The organism is Pseudomonas sp. Pso3, assembly GCF_055393275.1.
The window spans coordinates 2,810,658-2,825,954 of record NZ_AP043687.1; the positions used below are offsets into that span (position 1 = coordinate 2,810,658).

Genomic DNA, 15,297 nt, shown 5'->3' on the forward strand with positions numbered 1-15,297 from the left:
TCAGCCCTTTAGCAAGCCTTGCGCACCTCGCCCAAACCCCTCGACCACTTCCTGCAACGCCCCGAGAAAGCGCGGATGGATCAGCCACAGCTGGATCTCCGGCTTGAAGTCCTTCAGCGGGATCGCGGCCAGGCGGTCGCGGTGGGCGCTGCGGGCCAGCAGCGGCGCTGGGACCAGGCCGAGGCCCTGGCCGTCGGCGACCAGACCGAGCTGGAGTTCGGTGCCATAGGTTTCCAGGTTGATGCGCAGTGCCTGGCCCTGCTCGGCCAGGGTGCGTTGCAGACTGGCTCGGAAACCGCAGCCGTCGGGATTGAGCACCCAGCCCTGCCCCTGGATATCGGCAAGCCGCTGCGCCCTGGCCGGCGCCTGGTCGCGCGCACCGACCACCTGCAAGGGCATGGCGCCCAGGGGCCGGGCCTCGACGCCATCGGGAAATACCTTGTTGGCCGGAAACAGCACCAGGGCGCCGTCCAGCTCACCCTGCTCGATACGGTTGACCAGCACGCTGCCCCAACCCGTCGCCACCTGGGTGCGCAGCTCCGGGTAGCGGGTGCGGATGTCTTTCACGGCCTCCAGCAACAGCGCATCGCCCAGGGTCTGGGGTACGCCCAGGCGCAGCAGCCCGGAGGGCGGCGCATCGCCCGCCACCCGCTCGCGCAGGGCGTCCATCTCGCGCAGGATGGCACGGCAATGCCCATAGACCTCCTGCCCCAGGCGGGTCGGCTTGAGCGGCTTGGTGTGGCGGTCGAGCAAGTCGACGCCGAGGTCCTGTTCGAGACTCTGCAGGCGGCGGGTGATGGCCGGCTGGGTGAGCCCCAGGGACAGGGCAGCGGCATTGAGGGAGCCGCTGCGAATCACCGCGACAAAGGCTTCGATATCGTCGGTCTTCATGAGGAGGCGTCTGACTTCCCGTTGCTGGACATGCGCCTCAAGCATAACGCAAGGCCGCCTCCGTGGGTGTCGTACTCAGCGTTGCGCGGTCTGCGCCGGGGGTTCCAGGGCTGCCTGGAAGCCGTCGTAAAACAGGCGACTGGCCTCATAGCCCTTGACCAGCCCTTCGCCGGCAAAGAAGTCGACGGTGCGCTGGGCCTGGGCGATGGCCGCAGGAGTCACCGGTCCGATAGCGGTGCGCGCCCGGGCGAACCAGGCCTGGGCGATGGCGGCGTCGGCACGGGTACGCTCGGCCCAGGCGCTGGCGTAGCGCGCCGTGTGTTCGGGATCGGCATTGGCCCAGGTCCGGGCCTGCTGCAGCCGCCGAAGAAAATCGGCGATGGCCTGGTGCCGGGCGACATCGTTCAGCGCCCCCTGACTGGCCACCACGAAACTCTGCGCGGGGATCAGGCCCTCGGCGGTGGTGAGCACCCGGGCGCCGTGGCGCTGGGCCTGGGTGACATAGGGTTCCCAGGTGGCGATGGCGTCCACCGAGCCGCCTTCCAGGGCATGGGAGGCGTCCAGGGCGTTGAGATAGCGGAAGTTCACCTGCTCGCGCGGCACCCCGGCGCGGTCCAGCGCGGCCAGCGCCAGCTGCTGGCTCCAGGAGCCCTTCCAGATGGCCACCGTCTTGCCCTGCAGATCCGCCAGGCTATGGATGCTGGAGTCGCCGCGCACCAGCACTGCCACCCCCTCCAGGCTCTGGCGGCTGATGCCCACTACCCTGATCGGTGCGCCCAGGGCACCGAGGAACAGCGGCGGCGCATCGCCCAGCAGCCCCAGGTCGAGGCTGCCGACATTGAGCGCCTCGGCCACCGGCGAGCCGGCGGTGAATTGCTTCCATTCCAGTTGATACGGCAGGTCGCCCAGGACGCCGGCGGCTTCCATCACGGTGCGGGTGTTATAGCTCTGGTCGCCCACCACCAGGGTGGTGGCCAGGGCCTGGGTAGCGGCCAGCAGGCCGAGGGTGAGGCCGACGAGGGTCTTGCGCAGCATGGAAATTCCTCAGGTGTAGGCGCGGATGTCGGGATATTGGCCGTTGACCGCATAGCGCCCGACCTCCAGCACCTTGTAGGCCAGGGGGTCGTGCAGGCTGTGGGTGCGCACGTCGCGCCAGAAGCGATCCAGGCCTAGGCGGTTTTGGGTGGCGCGGGCGCCAAGGGCATCGAATACCCGGGTGGTGACATCGAGGGCGGTACGGGCGGCCAGTACCTTGGCGCTGGCCACGGCGATTGCCGTCTCGCCGCGCAGCTCGGCGGTGAAGGCGTCATCGGCGGCCAGCAAGGCGTCCACCTGCCGCGCGGCCACATCGGCCAGGGCCACCGCGCCCTGCTGGGCGATCCAGAGTTCGCCCACCTGGCTCAACACCAGTTGATCCTCGCTGGCGCTGGCGGCGAGGGAATGCACCCAGGGTCGCGCCTCGGCGTGCAGATAGCGCCGCGCCTCGCGCAGGGCGCCCTGGGCGGCGCCCAGGTAGTACTGGGTGAAGGCCGACTGATTGACCGGGGTGCGGATCACCGCGGCGAAGTCGCCCGCGTCTTCCAGGTCGCAGACCTGGGCTTCCTCGGGGCTGGCCCAGACTTCCGTGAGGGTGAAGCTGCCGCTGTCGCTGCGGGCCACGCCGAAGTGGTCCCAGTCGTCGGCATAGGCCAGTCCCGGCCGGTCCGCCGGCAGGGTGACCATCAGGCGCGCCCCGCTCTCTCGATCGCGGGCGCTGATGGTGAGCCGATCGGCGAAGGCGGCGCCGCTGCAGAATCCCTTGCGCCCGGTCAGGCGATAGCCGCCGTCAGCACTCGGCGTGGCGAGGATGTCGTCATCCCGTGGATTGACCACCCCGGCCAGCCACAGTCGGCCTTCGGCGATTTCCGCCAGCAGCCGATCGCGCCGGGGCTGCGGCTCGCGGCGCAGGTTCACGGTATTGAGCAGATGGTAGCCAAAGAGCAGCCCCACCGAGCCGTCGCCGGCGGCGATCTCGCGCAGCACGCGCATGGCCAGCGACCAGGGCTGGCCGGCACCTCCGAGCCGCACAGGTATGACCAGGTTGGTCAGGCCGCTGTCCTTGAGTCGTTGCAGCTGGGCATCGGGACGAATGCGGTCGCGCTCGTCGGCCACCACCCGGGCGGCGAACTCCGCGCCGATCTCGCGGGCCAGCGTCAGCCAGCCCTCGGCATCCTTGGATGTGCTCATCTAGTCCTCCAGTGGGCCGAGGCCCAGGTGATCTCTCAGGGTCGAGCCCTGGTACTGGCGCCGGAACAGCCCGCGACGCTGCAGGTGCGGCACCACGCTCTCGCTGAACTCGACGAAGGAGCCCGGCAGGTAGCCGGGGGAAATCACGAAGCCGTCGCAGCCGCCGGCTTCGAACAACTCGGCCAGCTGGTCGGCGATCTGGGCAGCGGTACCCACCAGTTGCGGTACGCGGACGCTGGCGGCGTAGCTGCGACCCAATTCGGCCAGGGTGGTGCGCGACCCCAGCGCCAGCAGCTTCTCGGCAGCGGGCGGCGGCAGGTCGGCGACCTCGACCACCTCGCCCAGGGCGGTATCCAGGGTGAAGCGCGATAGGTCGATGTTGAGCTGGGAGCAGAGGGTGATCAGCCCCACTTCCGGTTGCGCCAGGGCGTTGTGTCTTTCCTGCTTGGCACGGGCCTCGGCTTCGCTGCCGCCGATGAAGGGCATCACCGAGGTAAGGATCTTGCAGCCATCCGGCGAGCGCCCCTGCTCCAGCACCTGGCGGCGGACGTCGTCGCGAAAGGCACGCATGGCGGCGAGATTGGGCTGGATGGTGAAGATGGCCTCGGCCCAGCGCGCGCCGAAGCGTCGGCCGCGGCCGCTGGAACCGGCCTGGATCAGCACCGGGCGCCCCTGGGGACTGCGCGGGATATTGAGCGGCCCTTCCACGCGGAACCAGTCGCCCTGGTGATCGAGGGCGCGCACCTGCGCGGGGTTGGCCAGCACGCCGGCGGCCCGATCCAGGCGCAGCGCGTCGGCTCCCCAACTGCGCCACAGCTTAATGGCCACCTCGACGAATTCGTCGGCGCGGTCGTAGCGCAGATCGTGCTCCAGGTGGCGCGCCTTGCCGAACAGCCGGCCCTCGCTGTCGTTCATCGAGGTGACGATGTTCCAGGCGGCGCGCCCGCGGGACAGGTGGTCCAGAGTGGCGAAGGCCCGCGCCACATGAGCCGGCTCGTAGTAGGTGGTGGAGCGGGTGCAGCCCAGGCCAAGACGGCGGGTATGGGCCACCAGGTAGGAGAGCAGCGGCAAGGGGTCGAGCCGGGTGGCGTCCTGGGCGCCCAGGCGCAGAGCGGTCTCCCGCGAGCCGCCGAGCTGGTCGCCGACCGCCAGGCGGTCGGCGAAAAAGAGGAAGTCGAACAGCCCCTCTTCCAGCGCCTTGGCCGCACGCACATAGTAGTCCGGGTCGAGGAAGTCGCCCTGGGTCTCGGGGTGGCGCCAGACGGCGTGACTATGGACGACGGGACCGGCCAGCAGGAAGCCGGCGAGGTGCAGTTGACGGCTCATCGGCTGGCCTCCCGGGGCGCTTGCAGATAACGGTTGAAGCTCTGGTCATAGAGCGGCTTGACGTCGTAGGGCTGTTGCAACACTCCGGCCTTGACCAGGAAATCGGCGGTCTGCTGGCCGTCGGCGAGGGTCTGGGCGCTGATTGGCTCGACCCAGGTGGCGTCGCGGCGGAACCAGCTCTCGGCGATGGCCGGATCGGAGTTGTTGCACCTGGCCCAGGCCTGGGCATAGACGTCGACGTGGTCCCGCGCCCAGCTGCGGGCGCGTTGCAGGCGGGCGACGAAATCGCCGATGGCGGCGCGGTTCTCGTCCAGGTGACCGGTGTTAGCCACCACATAGACTGGAGCCGGCATCAGGTCCTTGGCGGTGACCAGCACCCGTCCGCCCTGGCGTTCCACCATGCTGACATAGGGCTCCCAGGTCGCGGTGGCATCCAGGGTGCCCTGGCTTACGGCGGCGACCGCCTCGGTGGGCATCAGGTAGCTGTAGTGCGGCGCATCGCTGGGCAGGCCGGCCTGTTCCAGCGCCGAATAGACCAGTTGCTGGCTCCAGGAGCCCTTCCAGATGGCCACGCGCTTGCCCGCCAGGTCCGCCACCGTCTTGATCGGCGAATCCTTGCCGACCACGATGGCGGTGCCGTCCGGGCGGTTGCGGGTCACCGCCACTACCTTGACCGGGCCACCGCGGGCCGCCAGGGCAATCACCGGGGTGTCGCCGACGATGCCCAGGTCGATGGAGCCAACGTTGAGCGCCTCCACCACCGGCCCGCCGGCGTTGAATCTCTTCCACTCGATCTGGTACGGCAGATCCTTGAGTTCGCCGGCCTGCTCCAGCAGGGTGCTGCTGTAGTAAAACTGGTCACCGATGGTGAGGGTGACCGCCTGGGCCAGGCCGGCGGAGGTGCCGGCCAGCAGGCCGGCGGCGAATAGCAATCCCTTGATCACGAAGGCGTCTCCTCGAGGGTATCGGGAGCGCTCCGTGGGTACGGTCGCGCGGTGGGTTGGTCAGAAAGTGTCAGCCGGTGCGACGAGCGCCGGCCAGGCGCGCGGCGACCTTCTCCCGGGTCAGGGGAATCAGCTCGCGACCGTATTCGAAGGCGTCGTTGAGCGGATCGAAGCCGCGGATCAGGAAGCTGTCGACGCCCAGGTCGTAGTAGTCCAGCAGGGCATCGGCCACCTGCTCGGCGGTGCCCACCAGGGCGGTGGAGTTGTGCCCACCCCCGACCAGGGCGGCGATGCCGGTCCAGAGCCGGCGATCCACGCGGTCGCCCAGGGCCACGGTATCGCGCAGGCGCTGGGCCCCGACCGCTTCCGGCTTGGCCGGATGCACAGCGCCTTCTGCGGCCAGTCGTGCCTTGGCCTGCTGACGGATGGCCTCGGCCTTGGCCCAGGCGGCCTCCTCGGTGTCGCCGAGGATCACCCGGAAGGAGACATTGAACCTGGGGGTACGGCCGTGGCGCGCCGCCTCGGCGCGGACCGCGGCGATGGTCTCGCGGGTCTGGGACAGGGATTCGCCCCAGAGCGCGAAGACATCGGCGTGCTTGCCGGCCACCCGCAGGGCGGCGGGCGAGGAACCGCCGAAATAGACCGGCAGGCTCGGCTGCTGCAGCGGCTTGATGGCGGAGAAGCCCTTCGCCACCCGGTAGTGCTCGCCCTCGTGATCGAAGGGCTGGGTGCTGGTCCACTCCTGGCGCACCACGTCGAGGAATTCCTCGGTGCGGGCGTAGCGCTGGTCGTGGTCGAGCCAGTCACCGTCCTTGCGCTGCTCTAGGTCGCTGCCACCGCTGATGATATGCACCGCCAGGCGGCCGTCGAGCAGATGGTCGAGGGTCGCCAGCTTGCGCGCTGCCAGCGTCGGGGCGACGAAGCCGGGCCGGTGGGCCAGCAGGAACTTGAGCTTCTGCGTCGCCTGCCCCGCCAGGGCGGTGACCAGGAAACCATCGGGTTGATCGGACCAGTAGCCGACCAGGATACGGTCGAAACCAGCCTGCTCGTGGGCCTGGGCGAAGCGGGTGACGTAGCCTTTGTCGAAGATGGGACCGGAGGGGGCGATGATCTCCGAGGTGAGGCGATGGCCGATCATGCCGAGGAATTGAACGCTCATGGTGGTGAATCCCGTGCCGAGGTAAGGGGATGCCTTCTTGGAAGGCGTTGGCTGGGGTCCACCTTAGGCAGGCAAGGCATAAGAAGGAAATTCCTTATGCGCATATCCTAATTCGAGTTTTATTTACTACACGCATTTAAGGTGGATAGCGCAGAGCTTCCTTATGTGGCCGCGACCGCACCGTAGCGTGGAAAACGGCGCAGCCTTTTCCACTGGGGATCGGGTGCGAAGGGTGCCCTCACCCCAGCCCTCTCCCAGGGGGAGAGGGGGTGGTCCGAGCGAGGGTTGAGCTCCGTAGCGTGGAAAACGGCGCAGCCTTTTCCACTGGAGGACTTCGCTGCGAAGGGCGCCCTCACCCCAGCCCTCTCCCAGGGGGAGAGGGGGTGGTCCGAGTGAGGGTTGAGGTCCGTAGCGTGGAAAACGGCGCAGCCTTTTCCACTGGGGATCGGGTGCGAAGGGTGCCCTCACCCCAGCCCTCTCCCAGGGGGAGAGGGGGTAGTCCGAGTGAGGGTTGAATGCTGCTGCTCCCGGGGCAAAGTCGGTGGCCTGTTGGGCTTCGACGGTGGAGCCGTCTCAACCAACCTAGGTGCTATTCCGTAGGTTGGGTTGAGCGCAGCGAAGCCCAACAAAAGGTGCCAGACCCTACCGCTGCATGCCCCACTTCTTCACCGTCAGCCGTTCCAGGGTGGCGAAGACCAGGCCCTCCACCAGCAGGCCGATGATGATCACCGCGGCCAGGCCGGCGAAGACGCGGTCGGTGTAGAGCTCGTTGCGATTCTGGAAGATGTACCAGCCCAGGCCGCCCTTGCCGCTAGAGGCGCCGAACACCAGCTCGGCGGCGATCAGGGTGCGCCAGGCGAAGGCCCAGCCGATCTTCAGGCCCGAGACGATGGCCGGCAGCGCCGCCGGGATGAGGATCAGCCCGACGTACCTCAGGCCCTTGAGGCCATAGTTGCGCCCTGCCATGCGCAGGGTGTCGGAGACGCCGAGAAAACCCGAATAGGTGTTGAGCGCCATGGGCCAGAGCACCGAATGCACCAGCACGAACACCAGGCTGTTCTCGCCGAGGCCGAACCAGAGCAGTGCCAGGGGCAAGAGGGCGATGGCCGGCAGCGGATTGAACATCGAGGTCAGGGTGCCGAGCAGGTCGCGACCGAACTGGGTGGAGACGGCCAGGGCGCTCAGCGCCAGGGCCAGGACCACGCCCAGCAGATAGCCCTTGAGCAGGGTGCCGAGGGAAATGGCGACCTTGGCCGGCAACTCGCCGGTCGCCAGGCCATCCCAGAAGGCCGCGGCGGTCTGCAGGAAGCTGGGCAGCAGCAGGTCGTTGCCCTGCCAGCGGGCGGCCACTTCCCAGGCCAGCATCAGGATCGCCAGGATCACCAGCTTGCGCAGCCAGGCCTGGCTCCACAGGCGGGTGGCCAGGGGCAGCTCGACCGCCAGTGGCAAGTCGTCGAGGGGCGCGAGGTCCCGTTGGTATTCGGCCCGCACCGGGGGCTGTCGAGTCATGGGTCTACCTCGAAACTAGTAGGAAATGCGGCCCTGGACGATGGCCTGCTGCAGGCGCAGGCGCTCGTCGGCGACCTCCGGTGGCAGGGTTTGGACGTCGTCGGGGAACAGCAGGTTGTGGATGCGCAGTGCGGTGCTCTGGAATTCGGCGCCGCCGAAGTCCTCGAGGCCGAACTGGTGGCAGTTGAGTTCCGCGCGGACCCGGCCCGGATGGGGCGACAGGAGCAGGATGCGATTACCCACCACCAGCGCCTCTTCGATGGAATGGGTGACGAACAGCAGGGTGAAGCGCACCTCGTCCCAGAGCGCCAGCAATTCTTCCTGCATCTTGCGCCGGGTCAGGGCGTCCAGGGCGGCGAAGGGTTCGTCCATCAGCAGGATCTTGGGCTGCATGGCCAGGGCGCGCGCGATGGCCACCCGCTGCTTCATGCCGCCGGAAAGATGATGCGGATAGGCATCGACGAAGCGCGCCAGGCCGACCTTGTCCAGGTAGTGCAGCGCCCGCTCGCGCGCCTCGCCACGACTGGCCTGGCGACTGGCGAGCAGCGGGAACATGGTGTTCTCCAGCACCGTCTTCCACGGCGGCAGCTGGTCGAATTCCTGGAACACCACGATGCGGTCCGGTCCCGGGCCCTTGATCGGCTGGCCATCCAGGCGGATCTCGCCATGCAGCGGCGGCAGAAAGCCCGCCACCGACTTGAGCAGACTGGACTTGCCGCAGCCGGACGGGCCGAGCAGGACGAAACGGTCGGCGCCATGCACCTCGAAGGACACCTGGTGGGTGGCCCGCACCCGACGCTCGCGGGTGCGGTATTCGAGGTCGAGATCCTGCACCTGCAGCAAGGGCTGGGTCTGCGCCAGGGTCAGGTGTGGGCGGGAAGCGAGAGGAGCGTTCATGGTCGTCTCCTCCCTCAGAAAGGCGCATCGCCCTGGATGGTGGTGCGATACAGCTTGCGCCTCATATGGTTGGGGCAGCCGGCCGCCAGGTGCAGCAGCGAGCGATTGTCCCAGAACACCAGGTCGTGGGGCTGCCACTGGTGGCGATAGAGGTGCTCGGGCTTGACGCTGTGGGCGTACAGCTCGGCCAGCAGCTCGCGACTCTCGTCTTCCGGCAGGCCGACGATATGGGTGGTGAAGCCCTCGCTGACGAACAGCGCCTTGCGGCCGTTCTCCGGATGGGTGCGCACCACCGGATGCACCACCGCCTTGACCTCGGCCAATTGCGCGGCGGTCAGGGTCGGCCGCCAGTTGCCCTCGAACTTGGGCTTGGCATAGGTGGCGGTGTAGGAATGCTCGGCCTGCAGACCGTCGAGCTGGCGCTTGAGCGCCTCCGGCAGGGTGTCGTAGGCCAGGTGCATGTTGGCGAAGATCGTATCGCCGCCCTCCTCCGGCAACTCCTGGGCATGCAGCATGGAACCCAGGCTCGGCAGCTCCTTGTAGGAGAGATCCGAGTGCCAGAACTTGCCGGCGTCGCCCAGGCCGATCGGCTGACCGTCTTCGACGATGTTGGAGACGATGAGGATCTCCGGGTGGCCGGCCAGGTGGAACTGCTTGAGCACATGGATCTGCAACTCGCCGAAGCGGCGACTGAAGGCGATCTGCTCCTCGGGGGTGATGCGCTGGTCGCGAAACACCACCACATGGTGGTCCAGGTGAGCGCGATGGACGCGGGCGAAGTCGTCGCCATTGAGCGGCCGGGCCAGATCGATGCCGAGGATCTCGGCACCCAGGTTGCCGAAGGGACGGATCTCGAAAGTCTGGCCGGCGGCCGGACGGGGGGATGCGAGAGTCATTGGAGTTTTCTCCTTGGTGGTCCAGCTCAGCTGCCGGGACGCTCGTGGGCTTCGGGGAAGAAGTAGTCCTGCCAGGAGGCAGCCTGGTGTTTCAGCACGCCCAGCTCATGCAGCTTCTGGGCGTAGACGAAGGTGCGCTGTGGTTCGACGGTGAAGTCGATCTCCGGGTCTTCGACGATGCGCTGCACCAGGGCCAGCGGCAGCTTGGAGTTCTCCACGCGGATATAGGCCTCGGCCGCGGCCGCCTTGTTGGCGCGGATGAAGGCCGCGGCTTCCACCAGGGCGTCGTAGAAGGCGCGGTAGGTCTTGGGATTCTCGTCGTGGAATTTCTCGGTGGTGTAGAGCACGTTGAAGGTGCCCGGTCCGCCGAGGACGTCGTAGCTGCTGAGGATGCGGTGGACCCGGGGATTCTCCAGCGCCTGGTACTGGAATGGCGGGCTGGAGAAGTGGGTGGTGATCTCCGCGCCGCCCGCCATCAGGGCGGCACTGGCATCGGGGTGCGGCAGACTCACGCTGATGGCATCGAATTTCCTGAACTGGGCGTCGCCGAAGACCTTGGCCGTCTCGATCTGCAGGGTGCGCGACTGGAAGCCCACGCCCGCCGCCGGCACGGCGATGCGATCCTGGTCGGTCAGGTCCTTGATCGACCTGACCTCGGCGCGATTGCTCAGCAGGTAGTTGGGCATGGCGCCCAGGGCGGCGATGGCCTTGACGTTCTGCCGTCCGCGGGTGCGATCCCAGACGGTCAGCATCGGCGGCACCCCGGCGGAGACCACGTCCAGCGAGCCGGCCAGCAGCGCCTCGTTCATGGCGGTGGCGCCGGAGATGCTGTTCCAGTCCACCTGAATGTCCAGGCCGGCGGCCTTGCCGTGCTTTTCGATCAGCTGCTGATCGCGCACCACGTCGAGGATCAGATAGCCGATGCCGAATTGCTGGGCGATGCTGATCCTGCCCTCGGCGGCGGCACCGCCCGCGAAGCCCAGGACGCCCACCACCGCGGCGATCACCGCCAAGCCCTTCCATACCCTGCTCATCATCCCGCTCCGTGCCGACTGGCCATCCGAAAGCGTTATAGGCTAATGAGCTGTTATAACTTTTGGTAAAGACGGAATTTGACTAACGATATGCAGTGACGGCGCAGCTCAGGTGCGCCGTCACTTGGGAGCTGCCATGGAGCGGGTCCAGGGCAGCTGGCGAAGCTCAAGCCGAGACGGCGCGCCGCGCCAGCAACTGACCCACCGCCAGCACGAAGACCGCGCCGACCGCCCCGGCCACATAGGGTACCCAGTGCACATCGGCAAAGCCCAGCCAGCCCTGCAGCAGTTCGTCGCTGGCGATCAGCTTGCCGGCGATCCAGCCCAGCAGCGCCGCGCCGGCCACCACCAGCCAGCGAAACCTTTCCATGAGCTTCAGGATGAGCTGGCTGCCGAAGATGATGATGGGAATGCTGATGAGCACCCCGGCGATGGCCAGGCCCAGGTGCCCCTGGGCGGCGCCCGCCACGGCGATGACGTTGTCCAGGCTCATCACCACGTCGGCCACCATGATGATCCAGATGGCCTGGCCCAGGGTGGTACCGGCCTTGACGTTGGCCTCGTCCTCTTCGGGCATCAGCAACTTGATGCCGATCCACAGCAGCAGCACGCCTCCGACCACCTTGAGCAGCGGCCAGCCCAGCACATAGCTGGCGACGAACAGCAGCAGGATGCGCAGGATCACGGCGCCGGCGACACCGCCGAGAATGGCCTTGCGTCGTTGCGCATCCGGCAGACGCCGGCAGGCCAGGGCGATCACCACGGCGTTGTCGCCGCCGAGCAGGATATCGATAATGACGATCTGCAGGAGACCGGTGAGAAAGGCGGGATCGGACAGGGTGGCGAGCAAGATCGACCTCGAAGCTAAGGGTGCTGGGACAGGCATTGGGCAGCAGGAGCCGTCGATGATTTCATCGGGCCCCTGCCGCGGCGCCAAGAATAGCGCCCCAAGCTGTCATCCAGCCGACGAAACGGCGCCGCGGATCGATTCCGCCTGGCGCCGGGCGGCCCTTCAGCCGCCCGTCGAGGGCGCGCCGATCCGCACGTCGCCCTGACCGCTGGCCGCCAGCGCGCGGGCTACCAGGCCGCTGCGCAGTTGCTCATCGAGAAAGTCCTGCACGAAGGCCGCTGCGGCGGCGCGCCCCTTGGGTACGGCCATGGCCTGGCGGATCTCGGTGAAGCTGTCGGCCAGCACCCGATAGCCCGGATGAGCCGCGGCATAGGCTTCCAGGGGTTGGCGCACTCCGGCGGCGGCGTCCAGGCGCTGATCGACGAACCAGTCGATGGCCGCTGGCGAGGTGGGCGCTCGCACCAGCTCCGCCTGGGTCAGGGTGCGACTGAGATAGAGGTCATAGGCCGCGCCCTGCCCCACGGCGATGCGGCGCCCGGCCTGGTCCAGCTCGGCTACGCCCTGGGCCGGATCGTCCGCGCGCAGCAGGTAGGTGCCCTCGATGATGACATAGGGTTCGCTGAAGGCGATCTGCGCCGCGCGTACCGGTTCGATGGCGAGAAAAGCCAGGTCCCAGGCGTCTTCCTGCAGCGCGGCAAAGACCTTGCCGGCGGCGTCATGGGTCGTGAACTGCACCGGGACGCCCAGACGCTCGGCCAGCGCCCGGGCCAGGGCCACCGAGACACCGGCCGGCTCGCCATCGGCGCCGCGTTGCGCCAGCACCGGATTGCCGTAGTTGATCGCGGTGCGAAGAACGCCCTGGGGGGCCAGTTCGGCCAATACCGCTGCGGATGGGCTCATGGAAACTCCTTGGAAGGGGTCGACTGTCGGGGTGCGGCTGGGGCTCGCCGCGGCCATCCGATACTGCCCGCTCGCGGGCGATTGCGCACGCCTTCGTCGACCCTTCCGTGCTCGTTGCCTCACACCCTGAGCCGCTGCAATTCCCCATAGGCCTCGGCGGCCTGGGCCAGCAAGGCGGGGGCTCGCCTTTCACGCGGATGGGGCGCCGCCACGGCGAAGCGGCGCTGCACGCGGGAGGGTGCGCCGCCCAGGACCAGGACGCGGTCGCCCAGGTAGAAGGCTTCGTCCAGATCGTGGGTCACCAGCAGCACGCCGATGTGATACCGGGCCACCAGGCGCAGCACCAGGTCCTGCAATTGCCAGCGGGTGAAGGCGTCCACCGCGCTGAAGGGCTCGTCGAGCAACAGCAGCCGTGGGCGACCATAGAGTCCGCGGGCGATGGCGACCCGCTGGGCCATGCCGCCGGAGAGTTGCTTGGGCAGCAAGGCGCCCTGCCCCTCCAGCCCGACGTCACTGAGCAACTGCGCCGTCCAGGTACGATCGAAGCGCGTGCCGTCGGCGAAACCGACATTGGCGGCCACGTCCAGCCAGGGCATCAGCCGCGGCTCCTGGAACACCACGCCGCCGCCCTGGCTGGCCGCGGCCAGGGTCATGTGGCCGCTGAAGGCGTCGTCCAGCCCGGCGGCGATGCGCAGCAGGGTGCTCTTGCCGCAGCCACTGGCACCCAGCAGGCTGACCACCTCGCCGGCGGCCAGGGTCAGGTCGACGCCTTCCAGCACCCGGCGCCCGGCAAAGGCCTTGCCGATGCGTTCGAGAGACAGCAGGGGTTCGCTCATCACTGGCCACCCTGGTAGGTGTCACGCCAGGCCAGCGCCCGGCGTTCCAAGCGCAGCAGCAGTTCGTCACTGAGCTTGCCGAGCACCGCCAGCACCAGGATGGCGGCGATGACCACGTCCGGTCGCGAGGTCTCCCGACCGTCGCTGAGCAGGTAGCCCAGGCCGGCGGTGGCGGCGATCAATTCGGCGGCCACCAGGAACATCCAGCTCATGCTCAGGGCTCCGCGCAGGCCGGTGAACAGACTGGGCAAGGCGGCCGGCAGCAGGATGCGGCGGATCAGCGCCGGGCGTGACAGGCGATAGAGGCGCCCCAGTTCCACCAGGCGGCGATCGACGTCGCGGATGCCGCTGACCAGCGCCAGGTACAGTGGAAAGAAGGCACCCAGGGCGATCAGCACGATCTTGGGCGTTTCATCGATACCCAGCCAGAGCAGCAGCAGGGGCACCCAGGCCAGGCTGGGAATGGCGCGCAGCGCCTGGAACAGCGGATCGAGATAGGCCTCGGCGCGGCGCGACAGTCCGACCCAGGCGCCGATCAGCAGCGCCAGACCCGCGCCCAGGGCGAAGCCACTGGCGACCCGCGCCAGACTGGCCGCCAGGTGCCGCCACAACTCCCCTTCCCCCAGCAGCCACAGGGTCCGCAGCACCTCGCTCGGCGGTGGCATCTGGTAGGCCGGCAGCCAGCCCAGGCGCACCACCGCTTCCAGCGTCACCACCAGCCCCAGGGGCAGCACGGCGCCGCGCCAGCGGCCACCCGCGCCGCGGGCGGGTCGGGCGGCCTGGACCAGCGGCGCGGCCTGGGTCAGTTCATCACTCACGGCGCGGTCGCCTTGGCCACGGCGGGTTCGGCCTTGATCACCGCCTGGGCCAGCGCGGGCTGGACCAGGGCATCGACCGCCGCGACAGCGTCCACGCCGGGGCGTACCAGACCTTCCTCAGCCAGCAGCGGCGCGGCGCCCTTGAGCGCGGCGACGAATTGCGGACCGGGCAGCGGCTGGCTGAAATCGGTACGGGCGAGCTGGCGCTGGGCGACTTCCAGCGGCAGGCCGGACGCCTTGGCCAGCAACTCGGCGGTCTCCTGGGGATGGGCCAGGGTCCAGTGGCGCGCGTCCTCATAGGCGCCCAGCACCGCCTTGACCAGCTCCGGCTGGGCCTTGGCGAAGGCCTCGGTGGTGCTCAGCACGCCATAGCTGTTGAAGTCGAGATTGCGATAGAGCAGGCGCGAGCCCGCCTGCAATTCGCTGGCGGCCATGTGCGGATCGAGCCCGGCCCAGGCATCCACCTGGCCGCGCTCCAGGGCGGCGCGACCGTCCGGGTGCTGGAGATGGACGATGTCCACGTCGCCCTTCTTCAGGCCCGCCTCGCGCAGGCTGCGCAGCAGGAACAGATAGGGATCGGTGCCCTTGGTCGCGGCGATCTTCTTGCCCTTGAGATCGGCCAGGGACTTGAGCGGCGAATCCTTGGGCACCACCAGCGCGGTCCATTCCGGGCGACTGGCGAGATAGAGGGTTTCGATCGGGGCGCCATTGGCGCGGCTGAGCAGCGCTGCGAGCCCCGCGGTGGAGGCGAAATCGGTGCTGCCGCTGTTGAGGTATTCCAGCGAGCGATTGCTGCCCTGGCTGAACACCCAGCGCACGGCGATGCCCTGCTCGCCAAGGCGCTTTTCCAGCAGGCCCTGCCCCTTGAGCACCAGGCTGGTGGGGGCGTAGTAGGCGTAGTCCAGGCGGACTTCCTTGGGCGGTGCGGCCTGCGCCAGCAGCGCGCTGCCGAGCAGGGCCAGGCCGGCGGCCCAGCGTAGCGTGGTCTTGTGCATCTCGAGTTCCTTGTCG

The 15,297-nt window shown here is 68.4% G+C and carries 15 protein-coding genes; all 15 read right to left on the reverse strand.

Annotated features, from left to right (window positions below):
- Entirely contained in the window at window positions 1-891 is an 891-nt protein-coding gene (locus ACZ5R1_RS13195; protein ID WP_313337711.1) for a LysR family transcriptional regulator, read from the reverse strand.
- 75 nt (window positions 892-966) lie between these two features.
- Window positions 967-1,932 carry an ABC transporter substrate-binding protein gene (locus ACZ5R1_RS13200; RefSeq protein ID WP_376781529.1) on the reverse strand — a complete coding sequence of 322 codons (966 nt, stop codon included), beginning with the start codon at window positions 1,930-1,932 and terminating at the stop codon, window positions 967-969.
- 3 nt (window positions 1,933-1,935) lie between these two features.
- Entirely contained in the window at window positions 1,936-3,117 is a 1,182-nt protein-coding gene (locus tag ACZ5R1_RS13205) for an acyl-CoA dehydrogenase family protein (RefSeq protein WP_313337709.1), read from the reverse strand.
- Window positions 3,118-4,443 carry an LLM class flavin-dependent oxidoreductase gene (locus ACZ5R1_RS13210; protein WP_464712369.1) on the reverse strand — a complete coding sequence of 442 codons (1,326 nt, stop codon included), beginning with the start codon at window positions 4,441-4,443 and terminating at the stop codon, window positions 3,118-3,120.
- Entirely contained in the window at window positions 4,440-5,387 is a 948-nt protein-coding gene (locus ACZ5R1_RS13215; RefSeq protein ID WP_464712370.1) for an ABC transporter substrate-binding protein, read from the reverse strand. The genes ACZ5R1_RS13210 and ACZ5R1_RS13215 overlap by 4 nt, the downstream gene beginning before the upstream one ends.
- 70 nt (window positions 5,388-5,457) lie before the next feature.
- Window positions 5,458-6,546 carry an LLM class flavin-dependent oxidoreductase gene (locus tag ACZ5R1_RS13220; protein WP_464712371.1) on the reverse strand — a complete coding sequence of 363 codons (1,089 nt, stop codon included), beginning with the start codon at window positions 6,544-6,546 and terminating at the stop codon, window positions 5,458-5,460.
- 642 nt (window positions 6,547-7,188) lie between these two features.
- A complete protein-coding gene (locus ACZ5R1_RS13225) occupies window positions 7,189-8,055 on the reverse strand; it encodes an ABC transporter permease (RefSeq protein ID WP_027597761.1) in 867 nt (288 codons plus the stop codon).
- 15 nt (window positions 8,056-8,070) lie between these two features.
- On the reverse strand, window positions 8,071-8,952 hold the full coding sequence (locus ACZ5R1_RS13230; RefSeq protein WP_042137625.1) for an ABC transporter ATP-binding protein: 882 nt from the start codon (window positions 8,950-8,952) through the stop codon (window positions 8,071-8,073).
- Between the two features lie 14 nt (window positions 8,953-8,966).
- Complete coding sequence (locus tag ACZ5R1_RS13235; protein ID WP_027597759.1) at window positions 8,967-9,848, reverse strand: TauD/TfdA dioxygenase family protein; 882 nt, start codon at window positions 9,846-9,848, stop codon at window positions 8,967-8,969.
- A 26-nt stretch (window positions 9,849-9,874) separates the two neighbouring features.
- A complete protein-coding gene (locus tag ACZ5R1_RS13240) occupies window positions 9,875-10,882 on the reverse strand; it encodes an ABC transporter substrate-binding protein (RefSeq protein ID WP_464712372.1) in 1,008 nt (335 codons plus the stop codon).
- Between the two features lie 166 nt (window positions 10,883-11,048).
- Window positions 11,049-11,732, reverse strand: a complete 684-nt coding sequence (locus ACZ5R1_RS13245) for a TerC family protein (RefSeq protein WP_464712373.1) — start codon at window positions 11,730-11,732, stop codon at window positions 11,049-11,051.
- Window positions 11,733-11,894: 162 nt separating this feature from the next.
- Window positions 11,895-12,632: an ABC transporter substrate-binding protein gene (locus ACZ5R1_RS13250; RefSeq protein ID WP_074584487.1), complete on the reverse strand. Its 738-nt coding sequence runs from the start codon at window positions 12,630-12,632 to the stop codon at window positions 11,895-11,897.
- A 119-nt stretch (window positions 12,633-12,751) separates the two neighbouring features.
- Complete coding sequence (locus ACZ5R1_RS13255) at window positions 12,752-13,468, reverse strand: ABC transporter ATP-binding protein (protein WP_464712374.1); 717 nt, start codon at window positions 13,466-13,468, stop codon at window positions 12,752-12,754.
- Window positions 13,468-14,274, reverse strand: a complete 807-nt coding sequence (locus tag ACZ5R1_RS13260; RefSeq protein WP_464713284.1) for an ABC transporter permease — start codon at window positions 14,272-14,274, stop codon at window positions 13,468-13,470. The genes ACZ5R1_RS13255 and ACZ5R1_RS13260 overlap by 1 nt, the downstream gene beginning before the upstream one ends.
- 8 nt (window positions 14,275-14,282) lie before the next feature.
- The gene (locus ACZ5R1_RS13265) at window positions 14,283-15,281 is read right to left on the reverse strand and encodes an aliphatic sulfonate ABC transporter substrate-binding protein (protein ID WP_464712375.1); all 999 of its coding nucleotides are present in this window, start codon (window positions 15,279-15,281) and stop codon (window positions 14,283-14,285) included.
- Window positions 15,282-15,297: the final 16 nt, after the last annotated feature.

Excerpts from the sequence above, each read along its gene's own strand:
- ACZ5R1_RS13250 (WP_074584487.1), bottom strand. The coding sequence starts at position 12,632 with ATGAGCCCATCCGCAGCGGTATTGGCCGAACTGGCCCCCCAGGGCGTT.
- ACZ5R1_RS13195 (WP_313337711.1), bottom strand. The coding sequence starts at position 891 with ATGAAGACCGACGATATCGAAGCCTTTGTCGCGGTGATTCGCAGCGGC.
- ACZ5R1_RS13240 (WP_464712372.1), bottom strand. The coding sequence starts at position 10,882 with ATGAGCAGGGTATGGAAGGGCTTGGCGGTGATCGCCGCGGTGGTGGGC.
- ACZ5R1_RS13255 (WP_464712374.1), bottom strand. The coding sequence starts at position 13,468 with ATGAGCGAACCCCTGCTGTCTCTCGAACGCATCGGCAAGGCCTTTGCC.
- ACZ5R1_RS13220 (WP_464712371.1), bottom strand. The coding sequence starts at position 6,546 with ATGAGCGTTCAATTCCTCGGCATGATCGGCCATCGCCTCACCTCGGAG.
- ACZ5R1_RS13235 (WP_027597759.1), bottom strand. The coding sequence starts at position 9,848 with ATGACTCTCGCATCCCCCCGTCCGGCCGCCGGCCAGACTTTCGAGATC.
- ACZ5R1_RS13230 (WP_042137625.1), bottom strand. The coding sequence starts at position 8,952 with ATGAACGCTCCTCTCGCTTCCCGCCCACACCTGACCCTGGCGCAGACC.
- ACZ5R1_RS13225 (WP_027597761.1), bottom strand. The coding sequence starts at position 8,055 with ATGACTCGACAGCCCCCGGTGCGGGCCGAATACCAACGGGACCTCGCG.
- ACZ5R1_RS13210 (WP_464712369.1), bottom strand. The coding sequence starts at position 4,443 with ATGAGCCGTCAACTGCACCTCGCCGGCTTCCTGCTGGCCGGTCCCGTC.
- ACZ5R1_RS13265 (WP_464712375.1), bottom strand. The coding sequence starts at position 15,281 with ATGCACAAGACCACGCTACGCTGGGCCGCCGGCCTGGCCCTGCTCGGC.
- ACZ5R1_RS13205 (WP_313337709.1), bottom strand. The coding sequence starts at position 3,117 with ATGAGCACATCCAAGGATGCCGAGGGCTGGCTGACGCTGGCCCGCGAG.